The following is a 12,424-nucleotide window of genomic DNA, read 5'->3' on the forward strand; positions in this document are numbered from 1 at the left end:
TTGATCAGTCCTTGAAGATGGGGCGGACTTGAGCCCGCCCCTTTTTACTCCGCTCAGTAACCCAATGACAAGCCGGTATTGCGCCGTGGATCATTGGCGCCGTAAAAGCGGTTCTTGCCAACCGGTTTGCCATCCAGCGACGGTGCGCCAACCAGAATCGCGGCGATATGGTTGGGATCCTGCGGGCCGGCAAACTTGTGGCCCCAGCTTTCAAGGATCTTTCGCGTATCCGGGCTGGCTGCGAAGTCTTCGAGGTTGGTTTCTTCCGGCATCCACTGCTGATGGAAGCGCGGCGCGTCGACTGCTTCCTGCAGGCCCATGCCGTAGTCGATGACGTTGAGCATGGTCAGCAAGGTCGCAGTAATGATCCGGCTGCCGCCCGGCGTGCCAACCACCATGACCACTTTGCCGTCCTTGGTGACGATGGTCGGACTCATCGACGACAGCGGTGCCTTGCCCGGGGCAATGGCATTGGCTTCGCCCTGGACCAGCCCGTACATGTTCGGCACGCCGACCTTGGAGGTGAAGTCGTCCATTTCGTCGTTGAGGATCACCCCGGTCTTGCTCGCCATCACGCCCGCACCGAACCAGTCATTGAGCGTGTAAGTGACCGAGACAGCATTGCCCCACTTGTCGACGATCGAATAGTGCGTGGTATTGCTGCCTTCATGGGGCGCTACACCGGGCTTGAGTTCAGCCGATACGCCGGCCTTTTGCGGCTGGATGGCGTTGCGCAGTTTGGTCGCATAGTTCTTGTCCAGCAGGTGCTCGATCGGATTCTTCACGAAATCCGGATCGCCGAGGTAGCTGTTGCGATCGACGTACGCGTGGCGCATGGCTTCGATCTGGTAGTGCATGCCCTGAGCCGAATGGAAGCCCAGATCCTTCATCGGATAGCCTTCGAGGATGTTCATGATCTGGCAGATCACCACCCCGCCGGAGCTTGGCGGCGGCGCCGAGACCACGTGGTAACCGCGATAATCACACTCCACCGGGGCCAGTTCGCGAGTCTTGTACTTGTCCAGATCAGCTTGGGTGATGATGCCCGTGTTGGCTTGGCTGGAGGTGACGATGGCATCGGCGACCCAGCCTTTGTAGAAGCCGTCGGCGCCCTTGTCGGAAATCGTCCGCAGGGTTTTCGCCAGATCCTTTTGCACCAGTTTCTGCCCGACCTGCATCGGCTCGCCGTTGCTGAGGAAAATCGAGCCGGAATCGCGCATGTCCTTCTTGAACACATCCGTCGCGTATTCGAGCAGTTCGACATCGCCCTGCTGCAGTTCAAAACCGTCTTCGGCCAGCTTGATCGCCGGGGCGATCATCTCCTTGCGCTGTTTGGTCCCGTATTTGCTCAGGGCCAGCTCCATGCCCGACACCGTGCCCGGTACGCCCACCGCCAAGTGACCGCGAGTACTCAGGTCCGGAATGACGTTACCTTCCTTGTCCAGATACATGTTCGCTGTCGCTGCCAGCGGAGCTTTCTCACGGAAATCGAGAAAGGTCTTGCGCCCGTCCGCCAGTTGAATGGTCATGAACCCGCCACCGCCAAGGTTGCCCGCAGCCGGGTAGACCACCGCCAGTGCATAGCCCACGGCCACAGCCGCATCCACGGCATTGCCGCCGTTTTTCAACACATCGACGCCAACGTGGGTCGCCAGATGCTGCGCGGTGACGACCATGCCGTTTTCCGCCGCAACCGGCGCCACCGATGCCGCATGAGCCATGAGACAGCTGAGCGCCAGGGAAGTCGCAATGAGCGATCTGGCCAAAGGTTCGTACTTCATGAGTCGATCTCTTTTTTGTTTTTGGGGACTGCGCGAAACGCAGGGCAACGCTTCAGGAGCAACAAGCAGTATGGTCGGCTTTGCGTATTGCGCCTCCCCGTTCAGCCAGTATGCTGACCGCGTTATCGCCCCCGCTCCGGAGTCGCCGTCATGCCTTATACGTTCATCACCCTGCCCTCGCCGGTCGGCGCATTGAAGCTGGTCGCGAACGGCAGTCGACTCGCGGCCATCCTCTGGGAAAACGACAAACCGAACCGGGTGCGGCTTGGGCCGATGAGCGAAGCGCCGGACAATCCGATCCTCATGCTGACCGCTCGGCAACTCGATGAATACTTTGCCGGCACACGAAATTGCTTCGATCTGGAGCTGGAATTTGTCGGCAGTGAATTCCAGAAAAAAGTCTGGGCGGCACTGCTGACCATTCCCTTCGGCGAGACGCGCACCTACAGCCAGATTGCTGCGCAGATTGGCCATCCGGCAGCGGTTCGAGCGGTCGGCGCCGCCAACGGGCGCAATCCGATTTCCATTGTTGCGCCGTGTCATCGGGTGATCGGCGCTTCGGGGAAACTGACTGGCTTCGCCGGTGGGCTTGACGCTAAAGAGCGCTTGCTGACGCTTGAGGGTGGCCAGTGGGCGCAGATCGGTAAAACCGGCGATCTGTTTTAGCCATTCAAGAAAGATCAGAAGATCGCAGCCTTCGGCGGCTCCTACATGAAGATGCGTTGAAGGCTGCGATGTTCATCAAGCGAACAGCTTGTTCATCGCTGCGTACTGCAACAACATGATGGTCTTGGCATCGCAGATGTCGCCGCGCTGGAATGCCGCCAGCGCCTCATCGAACCCCCACTCGAGCACTTCCAGTTCTTCGGTTTCTTCTTCCAGGCCGCCACCGTCGCTGACTTTGGACGCCGCGTCGTATTCGGCGATAAAGAAGTGCAGCTTCTCGGTCACCGAGCCGGGGCTCATATACGCCTCGAACACCTTCTTCACTTCATGCACTCGGTATCCGGTTTCCTCCTCGGCTTCGTCACGAATGCGTTGCTCGGGCGCGGCACCTTCGAGCAAACCCGCCGCCACCTCGATCAGCAAACCGTCATGGCCATTGACGAACACCGGCAAGCGGAACTGGCGGGTCAATACCACCGTGCGCTTTTCGCGGTTGAACAGCAGAATCGCCGCGCCGTTGCCCCGGTCGTAAACCTCGCGAGTCTGACGTTGCCACTCACCGTTGTTGCGGTGGTAATCGAAGGTGATTTTCTTCAGCAGATACCAGTCGTGGGACAACACTTGAGTGTCGACGATGTTGACCCGTTCGGCTGTGTTGGACATCGCGTCTGATCCTGTCTTCATGTGTGAGCTGCCATGGTCGGACAATTGCGCCGACAACAAAAGCCCGGCAGCGCTACCGGGCTCGCTCAGCGTCCGCTGTTACTGGAAGTCGACGTCGAAGGCCTGATAGAAGGCGTTGCCGGTGTTGGCGACGATCCACATCAGCACAATGACGTGATGGCCCCTCTTGTTCGCCGGCAGCTTCACTTCATGATCGACCTTCGCCTTCAACTCACCGGCATGACTGTAATAAGGCACCTGCGGGTAGAAGTCTTCGAAGAAAGGCTGTGCTTCCAGTTGTGCACGCGTGATCCGTTGCTGAGGATCCCAGCCTTCCCGGGTGATCAACCAGCGATAACCACGGGTGGTGTGCGGCGCGGTGTAGGTCCAACTGACCTTGAGGATCTGGCCCGGATCGACATTGAGCAGCGGCCAGTTGAAGGAACGACCGAGCTTCTTGCTCATTTCGTCACTGGTGTAGTTCACACAATCGCGGGCATCGGTCTTGCCGCCGCTGAGAATGTAGCCGTCGGCTGGCGGCGCGACGCTGGCAGAGTCGGTTTCGAAAGGCGAAGGAAACGGTCCGGCCTCAATTGCCGGGAAGTTCTTGCCGCCTTCCATTTCATTGACCTGCCAGCCGCCGAGCAAGCCAAGGTCAATGGCGACAGCACCGCGACTGGCGGGTGAGATGACGCGACCGTGCTTCAGTTCGGTTTGTGGGATTGCCTGATTCATGTTTTTCACTCCGTTGATTTGAGAACTCTCCTTCCCGAGGAGAGGCCTTCAAGCTAACGGAGACGGTTTTTTTGTCCATTGGCGCTTTTGTCGCAGCGTGATCATACAAAACGCAAAAAACCCGTAAACACTGGATGGATAACCAGTGATCGACGAAGCATCGCACTCAACGTGTGGCTGAACGCCTACACGCTGAGTTGACGAAATCGCCCTTGGTCGATTCAAGACAGTTGCGCCTGGTACTCCTTTTCGTACTGTCCGGCGAGTTGCGTTTTCTGGTTATCGTCGAGCAGCTTGCCGGCCATCTGGAAGAATTTGTGCTCTTCTTCCTCGAGGTGGTGATGGACCTTGTCGGAAAGCTTCTTCGCCGTGGCCAGCCACGCTGGGCTGGACATCTCGGTCTCGTCGAGTTCTTCCATCATCTCGTCCATTTCATGGTGCTCGGAGATGGCGTGGCGGCTCAGATCAACGCCTTCGTCGATTGCCATCAGCGGGATGTAGAAGTGCCGCTCTTCGGCGGTTTCATGGGCTTGCAGTTCTGCTTTGAGCTGTTTGTAGGCCTCGACCCGCTCAGGGCTGTCGCCGCTTGTCGCGATCAGCGCCTTGGCGTAAGCGCGCTGGCGCTCGTGGCTTTCGCGCAGGGCTTCAAAAATATTCACGGGATTTCCTCATCAATCGCGCTCAGGGAAAGGCGCGATGAAGCCTAGACCGCAGCGCTCGTTTGACGGTTCCGCTGGTTTGATCGAAGGGCTTGGAGGCGCCTGCATGGACGCGTTAGGCTGGACGCTCCATTACACAAGGAAGTCATGCATGAATTTGCGTATCGAGTTGACGCAGAATCCTACCGAGGAACAGCGCCAGGCCATTCTTCAACCATTGATTGAATACAACGACGCGAAAACCGGCATATCGAAAACAGAGCCGTTCGCCTTGATGGTCAAAGATGAGCATGGCGCGATACTGGGCGGTTTATACGGACGAATGACTTTGCGCTGGATGTTCATCGATCTCCTGTCAGTACCGGAACAAGGGCGAGGACAGGGGATTGGCTCCCAATTGATGGCTCAGGCACAAGCATTGGCTGAAGAGAAGAATTGCTACGGAATCTGGCTCGACACCTTCGACTTTCAGGCGCCGGAGTTTTACCAGAAACTGGGCTTCAGCCAGTTCGGTGAGATCGTTGACTATCCACCGGGACACAAGCGGCATTTCTTTCAGAAGCGCCTGATTGACTGATTGCGCCGTCGTCTTCGCGAGCACGCTCGCTCCCAAATTGGAATGCATTTCAACTTGTGGGAGCGAGCCTGCTCGCGAAAGCGCCAGTCGCCTCGACACCCAATCAGAGGCAGGTCGCCATCGCCGCCATCCGCCGCATCGCGACAAAATCATCCTGCTGCGCGTAGTAGTTGAGGGTCGTACCGGAGGCTTCGGTGATCACATCGACGAACGACTCCGCCGAGCGGGTGTAGACCGTCGTGCCGCCGGACTTGCGCGGTTCCAGATAGGCCGCCGCGTCGACGCCGAATACCGCCTCGTCCTGCCAGGCGAATTGCACGCACTGGGCGACGTCTTTCTCCGGCTTGTCCGAGGTCAGGACCTTGTCAGGGCTCTTGGTACGAGCGTCGTTCATCACCGAACCGGCGCACCCGGCCAACAGGGCCGCCGCCAGCGCTACCATCAGCATTCGCATTGCATTCGCTCATCGAGAAAAAAGCGGACTGTAGCACTGCAAGGCGGCAAATCGTTCTGCTTTACTGTTTTTATGCGCGACATGCGCGAGCAACTGCGCCACCCTACATCTTCAGCCACACAAGGAAATTACATGGCGCCTAGCGACCAGCGACATGAACACGCTCTGAAATTGTTTCTCGAAGCACGACCCGAACTGCGTGAAACCCTCGACCATCTCAACCCGCTGCTGGCTCAGGCGAAGGGGGAAACCCAGGCGCAGTATCGCGAAGAACGCCTGCATGAGGCGTTTGAAGAAGAGGCGGAAAGACAGGGGTTGTTCGCCTGGGAACTGACGTTGCAGTTGACCGCTGATTCGCCGGAGGAGTATCAGGCACAACGGCTCGAGGTGCATCGCGAGGTGGCGGAAATGGCGGGGTTGGACTGGATCGAGTATTGCGATCTTTACGGCATTACCCCGTAGCTTTCCTGTAGGAGTGAGCCTGCTCGCGATAGCGGTGTGTCAGCGAACGTTTTGTGGATGACACACCGCTATCGCGAGCAGGCTCACTCCTACAAGGGCATCGCGTAAAACTGAGGTTTCGCGGCTGCTGCAATAAAGCTTTATCATGGCCGCAGTTTCGCTGATCGAGTCCATCATGAAGTTCGCCATTGCGCTGTTTTCCGCCGCCCATGCGCCCTCCTCGCGCCGTGCCCTGCTGTTTGCCCAGGCCGCGCTGGCCGGCGGGCACGAGATTGTCCGGCTGTTTTTCTATCAGGACGGCGTGTTCAACGCCTCCGATGCAGTAGTGACTCCACAGGATGAACTGGACTTGCCCAAGCAATGGCGCGCCTTCATCAACGATGAGCAACTCGATGGCGTGGTTTGCATCGCCGCCGCGCTTCGCCGTGGTGTATTGAACGAAGAAGAAGCCAAGCGTTACCAGCGTGATGCGATTTCGCTCAGCGCGCCGTGGGAATTGTCCGGTCTTGGTCAGTTGCACGACGCCGTGCAGGACGCTGACCGTCTCGTCTGTTTCGGAGGCGCGTGAACATGGCCAAATCGCTGTTGATCATCAGTCGCCAATCGCCCTGGTCCGGCCCCGGCGCGCGGGAAGCGCTGGACATAGTGCTGGCCGGGGGCGCCTTCGATCTGCCGATCGGCCTGCTGTTTCTCGATGACGGCGTGCTGCAACTGGCCGCCGGGCAGAACGCCAAGGCCCTGCAGCAGAAAGACCTCAGCGCCAACCTGCAGGCGTTGCCGATGTTTGGTGTCGAGGAGCTGTTCTATTGCGCAGAAAGCGCCCACGCGCGCGGTCTTGGCCAACTGTCGCTGGACGAAGCGCAGCCGCTTGCCACCGATCAAATCACCGCCCTTATTGACCGTTACGACCAGGTGATCACCCTCTGATGTCGACTTTGCATGTGTTGTCTCATTCCCCGTTCGGCGACGACCGCCTGACCAGTTGCCTGCGCCTGCTCGGCAGCGCCGATGCGGTTTTGCTGTCCGGTGATGCGGTGTATGCCCTGCGACCGGATACTGTGCCGTTCTCTGCCCTGCAAGCACGGCCAGTCAATCTGTTTGTATTGGTTGAGGACGCTCAGGCCCGTGCGATCGAGGTTCCGGATTGGGCTGAAGCCATCGATTATCCGGCCTTCGTCGAGCTGTCGGTCCGTCACGCCAAGGTCAACAGCTGGCTATGAATTCGATGACCGTCGGCGCCCGCGCCATCGAACTGGACAAAGACGGCTTTCTCGTCGACCTCAGCGACTGGTCGGCCGAAGTCGCCAGCGCCCTTGCCGCCGCCGAGGACATCGAGTTGACCCCCGAACACTGGGAAGTCCTCGAACTGCTGCGCAGCTTCTACGCCGAGTTCCAGCTGTCCCCGGCCACGCGGCCGCTGATCAAGTACACCGCGTTGAAGCTCGGCGCGGACAAAGGCAACAGTCTGCACTTGAATCGACTGTTCAAAGGCACCCCTGCCAAACTCGCCGCGAAGCTGGCGGGCCTGCCCAAACCAACGAATTGCCTATGACCGACTTTCCAGCATTGACCCTCGAAACGCCTGCCGAGCATCCGTTCGCGCAATTCGTACGGATTCTCGGCAAAGGCAAACGCGGCGCCCGCGACCTGACGCGTGAGGAAGCCCGCGAGGCGATGGGCATGGTGCTTGACGATCAGGTTGAAGATACGCAACTCGGCGCCTTCCTGATGTTGCTGCGGCACAAGGAAGAAAGCGTCGAGGAAATGGCCGGTTTCACCGAGGCTCTGCGCGAACGCTTGCAGGCGCCGGCAATGAATGTCGATCTGGACTGGCCGACCTACGCCGGCAAAAAACGCCATCTGCCGTGGTACCTGCTGGCAGCCAAATGTCTCGCACAGAATGGCGTGCGCATCTTCATGCATGGCGGCGGTGCGCACACGGCCGGGCGCCTGTACAGCGAACAACTGCTGGGCGAACTGAACATTCCCCTGTGCCGCAACTGGCAGCAGGTCGGAACGGCACTGGACAACGGCGGCCTGGCCTTTATGCCGCTGGTGGACTGGGCGCCGCAGTTGCAGAAGATGATCGATCTGCGCAACACCCTCGGCCTGCGTTCACCGATCCACTCGCTGGCGCGGATTCTCAATCCGCTGGGCGCGCGTTGTGGCCTGCAAAGCATTTTCCATCCGGGCTACCAGGCGGTGCACCGCGATGCCAGCGGTTTGCTTGGCGATACGGCGATCGTGGTCAAGGGCGACGGCGGTGAAATCGAGATCAACCCCGACGCGACCAGCCATCTCTACGGCACAACCGGCGGTCAGAGCTGGGACGAAGAATGGCCACAGTTGTCAGCGCAACGCCACGTCAAACCCGCCTCGCTGGACATCGAACACTTGAAAGCCGTGTGGCGTGGCGACGTGGTCGACAGTTACCCGCAAATGGCCTTGATTGCGACCATGGCCCTCGCCCTGCGCGGCCTTGGTCAAAATCGTGAACAGGCGTTCATCACCGCCGAGCAATATTGGGCAGCACGCAACACATCGATCTAACCGATCATTAACGCCCGATCTTTGCGCTTTTTGTTCGAACTCATCGGAATAGACTCGACTCCAACGCATATTGGTTTTGGGAGTCTTGATCATGGGTTTACTCGTCGACGGCCACTGGCAGGACAAGTGGTACGAAAGCAGCAAGGACGGCGCATTCCAGCGCGAGCAAGCGCAACGACGCAACTGGGTAACCAGCGACGGCCAGCCCGGCCCCAGCGGTGAAGGCGGTTTTGCTGCCGAAGCCGGGCGCTACCACCTCTACGTTTCCCTTGCCTGCCCTTGGGCGCATCGCACGCTGATCCTGCGCAAACTCAAAGGGCTGGAAAGCCTGATCGGCGTTTCGGTCGTCAGCTGGCTGATGCTGGAAAACGGCTGGACCTTTGACAAGGCGCTCGGCTCGACCGGTGACAAGCTTGATGGCTTCGAATTCATGCATCAGCGCTATACCGCTGACACGCCTGACTACACCGGGCGTGTGACGGTGCCAGTGCTGTGGGACAAGAAACTCAAGCGCATCGTCAGCAATGAATCAGCGGAAATCATCCGCATGTTCAACAGCGCGTTCGACGATCTCACCCGCAACGATCTGGACTTTTACCCAGAGCCGCTACGCAATGAGATCGATGCGCTGAACGAACGGATCTATCCAGCGGTGAACAACGGTGTCTACCGCGCCGGTTTTGCCACGTCGCAGCAGGCCTACGAACAGGCATTCGATGAAGTATTTGCCGAGCTGGATCATCTTGAGCAACTGCTGGGTGCCAATCGCTACCTGAGCGGGGAATACCTGACCGAAGCCGATGTGCGTCTTTTCACCACGATGATTCGCTTTGACGCGGTGTATCACGGCCACTTCAAGTGCAACCTGCGGCGGATTGCCGATTACCCGAACCTGTCGAACTGGCTGCGTGAGATGTATCAGTGGCCGGGGATTGCCGAGACAGTGGATTTTCAGCACATCAAGCATCACTACTACGGCAGTCACAAGACGATTAACCCGACGGGCGTTGTACCGAAGGGGCCGGAGCAGGATTTCAGCATGGCGCATGATCGGGCGCGGTTGATTGGGAAAGGGGTTTGGCGCAGGGGCTAACCACAAAAGCAAAAGATCGCAGCCTTCGGCAGCTCCTACATGAGAATGCGTTTCTCGGTAGGAGCTGCCGAAGGCTGCGATCTTTTCATCTGACTCAGATTTGCGCCTGCGCCCCTTCGAACCAGGCCAGTTTCTCGCGCAGTTGCACCACTTCACCGACGATTACCAATGTCGGCGCATGCACTTCATGCTCCGCCACCAATCGCGGCAAGTCGGCCAGCGTGCCGGTAAAGACCCGCTGATTGACCGTGGTGCCCTGCTGAATCAATGCCGCCGGGGTTTCAGCTGCGCGGCCGTGTCTGATCAACTGCTCGCAGATGACCGGCAACCCCACCAGGCCCATGTAGAACACCAGCGTCTGCGCCGGGGCCACCAGGTCAGCCCATGGCAGATCGGTGGAACCATCCTTCAAGTGCCCAGTGACAAACCGCACGGACTGCGCGTGGTCGCGATGGGTCAGCGGAATCCCCGCGTAGGCCGCGCAACCGCTGGCCGCCGTGATCCCGGGTACCACCTGGAACGGGATGCCGTGAGCGGCGAGTTCTTCAATCTCCTCACCACCGCGGCCGAAGATAAACGGATCGCCGCCCTTCAACCGCACCACGCGCTTGCCGGCCTTGGCCAAATCGACCAGTTGCTGGTTGATCTGGTCCTGCGGCACCGCATGTTCGGAACGACGCTTGCCGACATACACCCGCTCGGCATCGCGACGGCACAATTCCAGAATCGCCGGTGCCACCAGACGATCGTAGAGCACCACGTCGGCTTGCTGCATCAGACGCAGTGCGCGAAAGGTCAACAGATCCGGATCACCCGGGCCGGCACCGACCAGATAAACCTCGCCAGTGGTGACCATTGGCTCGCCATCCACCTTCGCCTGCAACAGACGCTCGGCTTCAGCGCCCTGCCCGGCCAGTTGCCGATCGGCGATCGGGCCCTGAAACACGTCTTCCCAGAAGCCACGACGCTGCTGCACATCCGGAAACAGGTTTTTCACCTGATGGCGGAAACGTGCAGCCAGCCCAGCCAACTGACCGTAAGTAGAGGGAATCCAGGTTTCAATCTTGGCGCGGATCAGACGCGCCAGTACCGGCGCATCGCCGCCGCTGGAGACGGCGATGATCAACGGCGAGCGATCGACGATCGCCGGGAAGATCACGCTGCACAGGGCAGGCGCATCGACCACGTTGACCGGCACGCAACGCCGATGCGCGTCGGCGGAGACTTGCGCATTCAGCGTTTCGTCGTCGGTGGCGGCAATGATCAGCCCGCAACCGTCCAGATCCGTCTCGACGTAGCCGCGCAACAGGCATTCACCGCCGCTGCCAGCGACCAGTTCGGCCAGTTGCGTTTCGATTTCAGGTGCGACCACCCGCAGCAGCGCACCGGCATCGGCCAGCAGGCGGGATTTGCGCAAGGCAATTTCCCCCCCACCGACAACCAACACACGACTGCCGCGCAGGTTGTGAAACAGCGGCAGATATTTCATTTAGCCGATGACCTCAAGGCCACCCATGTACGGCTTGAGCACGTCCGGCACACGGATGGAACCGTCGGCCTGCTGATAGTTTTCCAGCACGGCAACCAGGGTACGACCGACCGCCAGCCCGGAACCGTTCAAGGTGTGCACCAGCTCAGGCTTGCCGGTTTCCGGGTTACGGAAACGCGCCTGCATGCGACGCGCCTGGAAGTCGCCGCAGTTCGAGCACGAAGAGATTTCGCGGTATTTGTCCTGGCTCGGGATCCACACTTCCAGATCGTAGGTCTTGACCGCGCTGAAACCCATGTCGCCAGTGCACAGTGCCAGGGTGCGGTAAGGCAGGCAGAGCAGTTGCAAGACTTTTTCGGCGTTGGCGGTCAGCCCTTCCAGCGCTTCCATCGATTGCGACGGCTCAACGATCTGCACCATCTCGACCTTGTCGAACTGGTGCTGGCGAATCATCCCGCGAGTGTCGCGACCCGACGCGCCGGCTTCGCTACGGAAGCACGGGGTATGGGCGACGAACTTGATCGGCAGCGACTTCGAATCGACGATTTCGCCGGCAACGATGTTGGTCAGCGATACCTCAGCAGTCGGGATCAGGTACAGATCGGCTTCGCCTTCGCGGGCGATCTTGAACAGGTCTTCTTCGAACTTCGGCAGTTGACCGGTGCCTTGCAGTGCCGGTGCCTGGACCAGATAAGGCGTGTAGGCCTCTTCGTAGCCATGCTCGTTGACGTGCAGGTTGATCATGAACTGTGCCAGCGCGCGATGCAGACGCGCGATCGGGCCACGCAACAAGGCGAAACGAGCGCCAGACAGCTTGGCAGCGGTTTCGAAGTCCAGCCAGCCGAACTTTTCGCCGAGAGCGACGTGATCTTTCACTTCGAAATCGAATTGGGTTGGCGTGCCCCAGCGGCGCACTTCGACGTTGTCGTCTTCGTCCTTGCCGACCGGCACCGACTCGTGCGGCAGGTTCGGGATACCGAGCAGGATCGAATCGAGTTCGGTCTGGATCGCGTCCAGCTCGACCTTGCCAGCGCTCAGTTCGACCGCCATACGCTCGACGTCCGCCATCAGCGGCGCGATGTCTTCGCCACGCTGCTTGGCCTGCCCGATGGATTTGGAACGCGCGTTACGCTCAGCCTGCAGTGCTTCGGTGCGGGTCTGGACGGTCTTGCGCTGTTCTTCCAGCGCTTCGATGCGCGCGGTGTCCAAGGCAAAGCCACGGGAAGCCAGGCGGTCCGCTACGTCCTGAAGGTTGCTACGTAACAGTTTGGAATCGAGCATGTCGGTTTCTCGTT

16 protein-coding genes are annotated in these 12,424 nt (G+C 59.5%); 9 read left to right on the plus strand and 7 right to left on the minus strand.

Annotation, left to right across the window (positions count from 1 at the left end):
- Positions 1-53: 53 nt before the first annotated feature.
- Positions 54-1,781 (minus strand): gamma-glutamyltransferase, encoded by a 1,728-nt coding sequence (gene ggt / locus LIS66_RS16455; protein ID WP_042609239.1) that lies wholly within the window; start codon positions 1,779-1,781, stop codon positions 54-56.
- 150 nt (positions 1,782-1,931) lie between these two features.
- Between ggt and LIS66_RS16460 the strand changes: the two genes are divergently transcribed.
- Positions 1,932-2,447, plus strand: coding sequence for a methylated-DNA--[protein]-cysteine S-methyltransferase (locus LIS66_RS16460; protein WP_227972597.1), 516 nt, complete (start codon positions 1,932-1,934; stop codon positions 2,445-2,447).
- A 75-nt stretch (positions 2,448-2,522) separates the two neighbouring features.
- Here the strand turns inward: LIS66_RS16460 and LIS66_RS16465 are convergent, their stop codons facing one another.
- The 3 genes from LIS66_RS16465 to LIS66_RS16475 form a co-directional block, all read right to left on the minus strand.
- On the minus strand, positions 2,523-3,110 hold the full coding sequence (locus LIS66_RS16465; RefSeq protein ID WP_065616036.1) for an NUDIX domain-containing protein: 588 nt from the start codon (positions 3,108-3,110) through the stop codon (positions 2,523-2,525).
- Between the two features lie 99 nt (positions 3,111-3,209).
- Positions 3,210-3,845 carry a lytic polysaccharide monooxygenase auxiliary activity family 9 protein gene (locus tag LIS66_RS16470; protein WP_227972598.1) on the minus strand — a complete coding sequence of 212 codons (636 nt, stop codon included), beginning with the start codon at positions 3,843-3,845 and terminating at the stop codon, positions 3,210-3,212.
- A 221-nt stretch (positions 3,846-4,066) separates the two neighbouring features.
- Positions 4,067-4,504: a hemerythrin domain-containing protein gene (locus LIS66_RS16475; RefSeq protein ID WP_042609235.1), complete on the minus strand. Its 438-nt coding sequence runs from the start codon at positions 4,502-4,504 to the stop codon at positions 4,067-4,069.
- A 151-nt stretch (positions 4,505-4,655) separates the two neighbouring features.
- Between LIS66_RS16475 and LIS66_RS16480 the strand changes: the two genes are divergently transcribed.
- On the plus strand, positions 4,656-5,081 hold the full coding sequence (locus LIS66_RS16480; protein ID WP_227972599.1) for a GNAT family N-acetyltransferase: 426 nt from the start codon (positions 4,656-4,658) through the stop codon (positions 5,079-5,081).
- A gap of 103 nt (positions 5,082-5,184) precedes the next feature.
- Here LIS66_RS16480 and LIS66_RS16485 read toward each other — a convergent pair whose 3' ends face one another.
- On the minus strand, positions 5,185-5,535 hold the full coding sequence (locus LIS66_RS16485) for a hypothetical protein (RefSeq protein ID WP_042609233.1): 351 nt from the start codon (positions 5,533-5,535) through the stop codon (positions 5,185-5,187).
- A gap of 132 nt (positions 5,536-5,667) precedes the next feature.
- Here LIS66_RS16485 and LIS66_RS16490 point away from each other — a divergent pair, with 132 nt between their 5' ends.
- The 7 genes from LIS66_RS16490 (at position 5,668) to LIS66_RS16520 (ending at position 9,640) form a co-directional block, all read left to right on the plus strand.
- Entirely contained in the window at positions 5,668-5,997 is a 330-nt protein-coding gene (locus LIS66_RS16490) for a DUF6388 family protein (RefSeq protein ID WP_064363627.1), read from the plus strand.
- 175 nt (positions 5,998-6,172) lie between these two features.
- A complete protein-coding gene (gene tusD, locus LIS66_RS16495) occupies positions 6,173-6,565 on the plus strand; it encodes a sulfurtransferase complex subunit TusD (RefSeq protein ID WP_227972600.1) in 393 nt (130 codons plus the stop codon).
- Between the two features lie 2 nt (positions 6,566-6,567).
- Positions 6,568-6,924, plus strand: a complete 357-nt coding sequence (tusC, locus tag LIS66_RS16500; protein WP_042609231.1) for a sulfurtransferase complex subunit TusC — start codon at positions 6,568-6,570, stop codon at positions 6,922-6,924.
- Entirely contained in the window at positions 6,924-7,217 is a 294-nt protein-coding gene (gene tusB, locus LIS66_RS16505; RefSeq protein ID WP_227972601.1) for a sulfurtransferase complex subunit TusB, read from the plus strand. The genes tusC and tusB overlap by 1 nt, the downstream gene beginning before the upstream one ends.
- Entirely contained in the window at positions 7,214-7,549 is a 336-nt protein-coding gene (locus LIS66_RS16510) for a TusE/DsrC/DsvC family sulfur relay protein (RefSeq protein ID WP_016770652.1), read from the plus strand. The genes tusB and LIS66_RS16510 overlap by 4 nt, the downstream gene beginning before the upstream one ends.
- The gene (locus LIS66_RS16515; RefSeq protein WP_227972602.1) at positions 7,546-8,547 is read left to right on the plus strand and encodes a glycosyl transferase family protein; all 1,002 of its coding nucleotides are present in this window, start codon (positions 7,546-7,548) and stop codon (positions 8,545-8,547) included. Before LIS66_RS16510 ends, LIS66_RS16515 begins: the two co-directional genes overlap by 4 nt.
- 91 nt (positions 8,548-8,638) lie before the next feature.
- The gene (locus LIS66_RS16520; protein ID WP_227972603.1) at positions 8,639-9,640 is read left to right on the plus strand and encodes a glutathione S-transferase family protein; all 1,002 of its coding nucleotides are present in this window, start codon (positions 8,639-8,641) and stop codon (positions 9,638-9,640) included.
- 94 nt (positions 9,641-9,734) lie between these two features.
- Here LIS66_RS16520 and cysG read toward each other — a convergent pair whose 3' ends face one another.
- Both cysG and serS read right to left on the minus strand, forming a co-directional pair.
- Positions 9,735-11,129, minus strand: a complete 1,395-nt coding sequence (cysG, locus tag LIS66_RS16525) for a siroheme synthase CysG (protein WP_227972604.1) — start codon at positions 11,127-11,129, stop codon at positions 9,735-9,737.
- Complete coding sequence (serS, locus tag LIS66_RS16530) at positions 11,130-12,410, minus strand: serine--tRNA ligase (protein ID WP_227972605.1); 1,281 nt, start codon at positions 12,408-12,410, stop codon at positions 11,130-11,132.
- Between the last annotated feature and the right edge of the window lie 14 nt (positions 12,411-12,424).

Origin of the sequence: Pseudomonas sp. HN2, assembly GCF_020736465.1 — a bacterium.
GTDB lineage: Bacteria > Pseudomonadota > Gammaproteobacteria > Pseudomonadales > Pseudomonadaceae > Aquipseudomonas > Aquipseudomonas moraviensis_A.

Coding starts and splice junctions, on each gene's coding strand:
- ggt (WP_042609239.1), bottom strand. CDS start 1,781: ATGAAGTACGAACCTTTGGCCAGATCGCTCATTGCGACTTCCCTGGCG.
- LIS66_RS16460 (WP_227972597.1), top strand. CDS start 1,932: ATGCCTTATACGTTCATCACCCTGCCCTCGCCGGTCGGCGCATTGAAG.
- LIS66_RS16465 (WP_065616036.1), bottom strand. CDS start 3,110: ATGTCCAACACAGCCGAACGGGTCAACATCGTCGACACTCAAGTGTTG.
- LIS66_RS16470 (WP_227972598.1), bottom strand. CDS start 3,845: ATGAATCAGGCAATCCCACAAACCGAACTGAAGCACGGTCGCGTCATC.
- LIS66_RS16480 (WP_227972599.1), top strand. CDS start 4,656: ATGAATTTGCGTATCGAGTTGACGCAGAATCCTACCGAGGAACAGCGC.
- LIS66_RS16485 (WP_042609233.1), bottom strand. CDS start 5,535: ATGCGAATGCTGATGGTAGCGCTGGCGGCGGCCCTGTTGGCCGGGTGC.
- LIS66_RS16490 (WP_064363627.1), top strand. CDS start 5,668: ATGGCGCCTAGCGACCAGCGACATGAACACGCTCTGAAATTGTTTCTC.
- tusD (WP_227972600.1), top strand. CDS start 6,173: ATGAAGTTCGCCATTGCGCTGTTTTCCGCCGCCCATGCGCCCTCCTCG.
- tusC (WP_042609231.1), top strand. CDS start 6,568: ATGGCCAAATCGCTGTTGATCATCAGTCGCCAATCGCCCTGGTCCGGC.
- tusB (WP_227972601.1), top strand. CDS start 6,924: ATGTCGACTTTGCATGTGTTGTCTCATTCCCCGTTCGGCGACGACCGC.
- LIS66_RS16510 (WP_016770652.1), top strand. CDS start 7,214: ATGAATTCGATGACCGTCGGCGCCCGCGCCATCGAACTGGACAAAGAC.
- LIS66_RS16515 (WP_227972602.1), top strand. CDS start 7,546: ATGACCGACTTTCCAGCATTGACCCTCGAAACGCCTGCCGAGCATCCG.
- LIS66_RS16520 (WP_227972603.1), top strand. CDS start 8,639: ATGGGTTTACTCGTCGACGGCCACTGGCAGGACAAGTGGTACGAAAGC.
- cysG (WP_227972604.1), bottom strand. CDS start 11,129: ATGAAATATCTGCCGCTGTTTCACAACCTGCGCGGCAGTCGTGTGTTG.
- serS (WP_227972605.1), bottom strand. CDS start 12,410: ATGCTCGATTCCAAACTGTTACGTAGCAACCTTCAGGACGTAGCGGAC.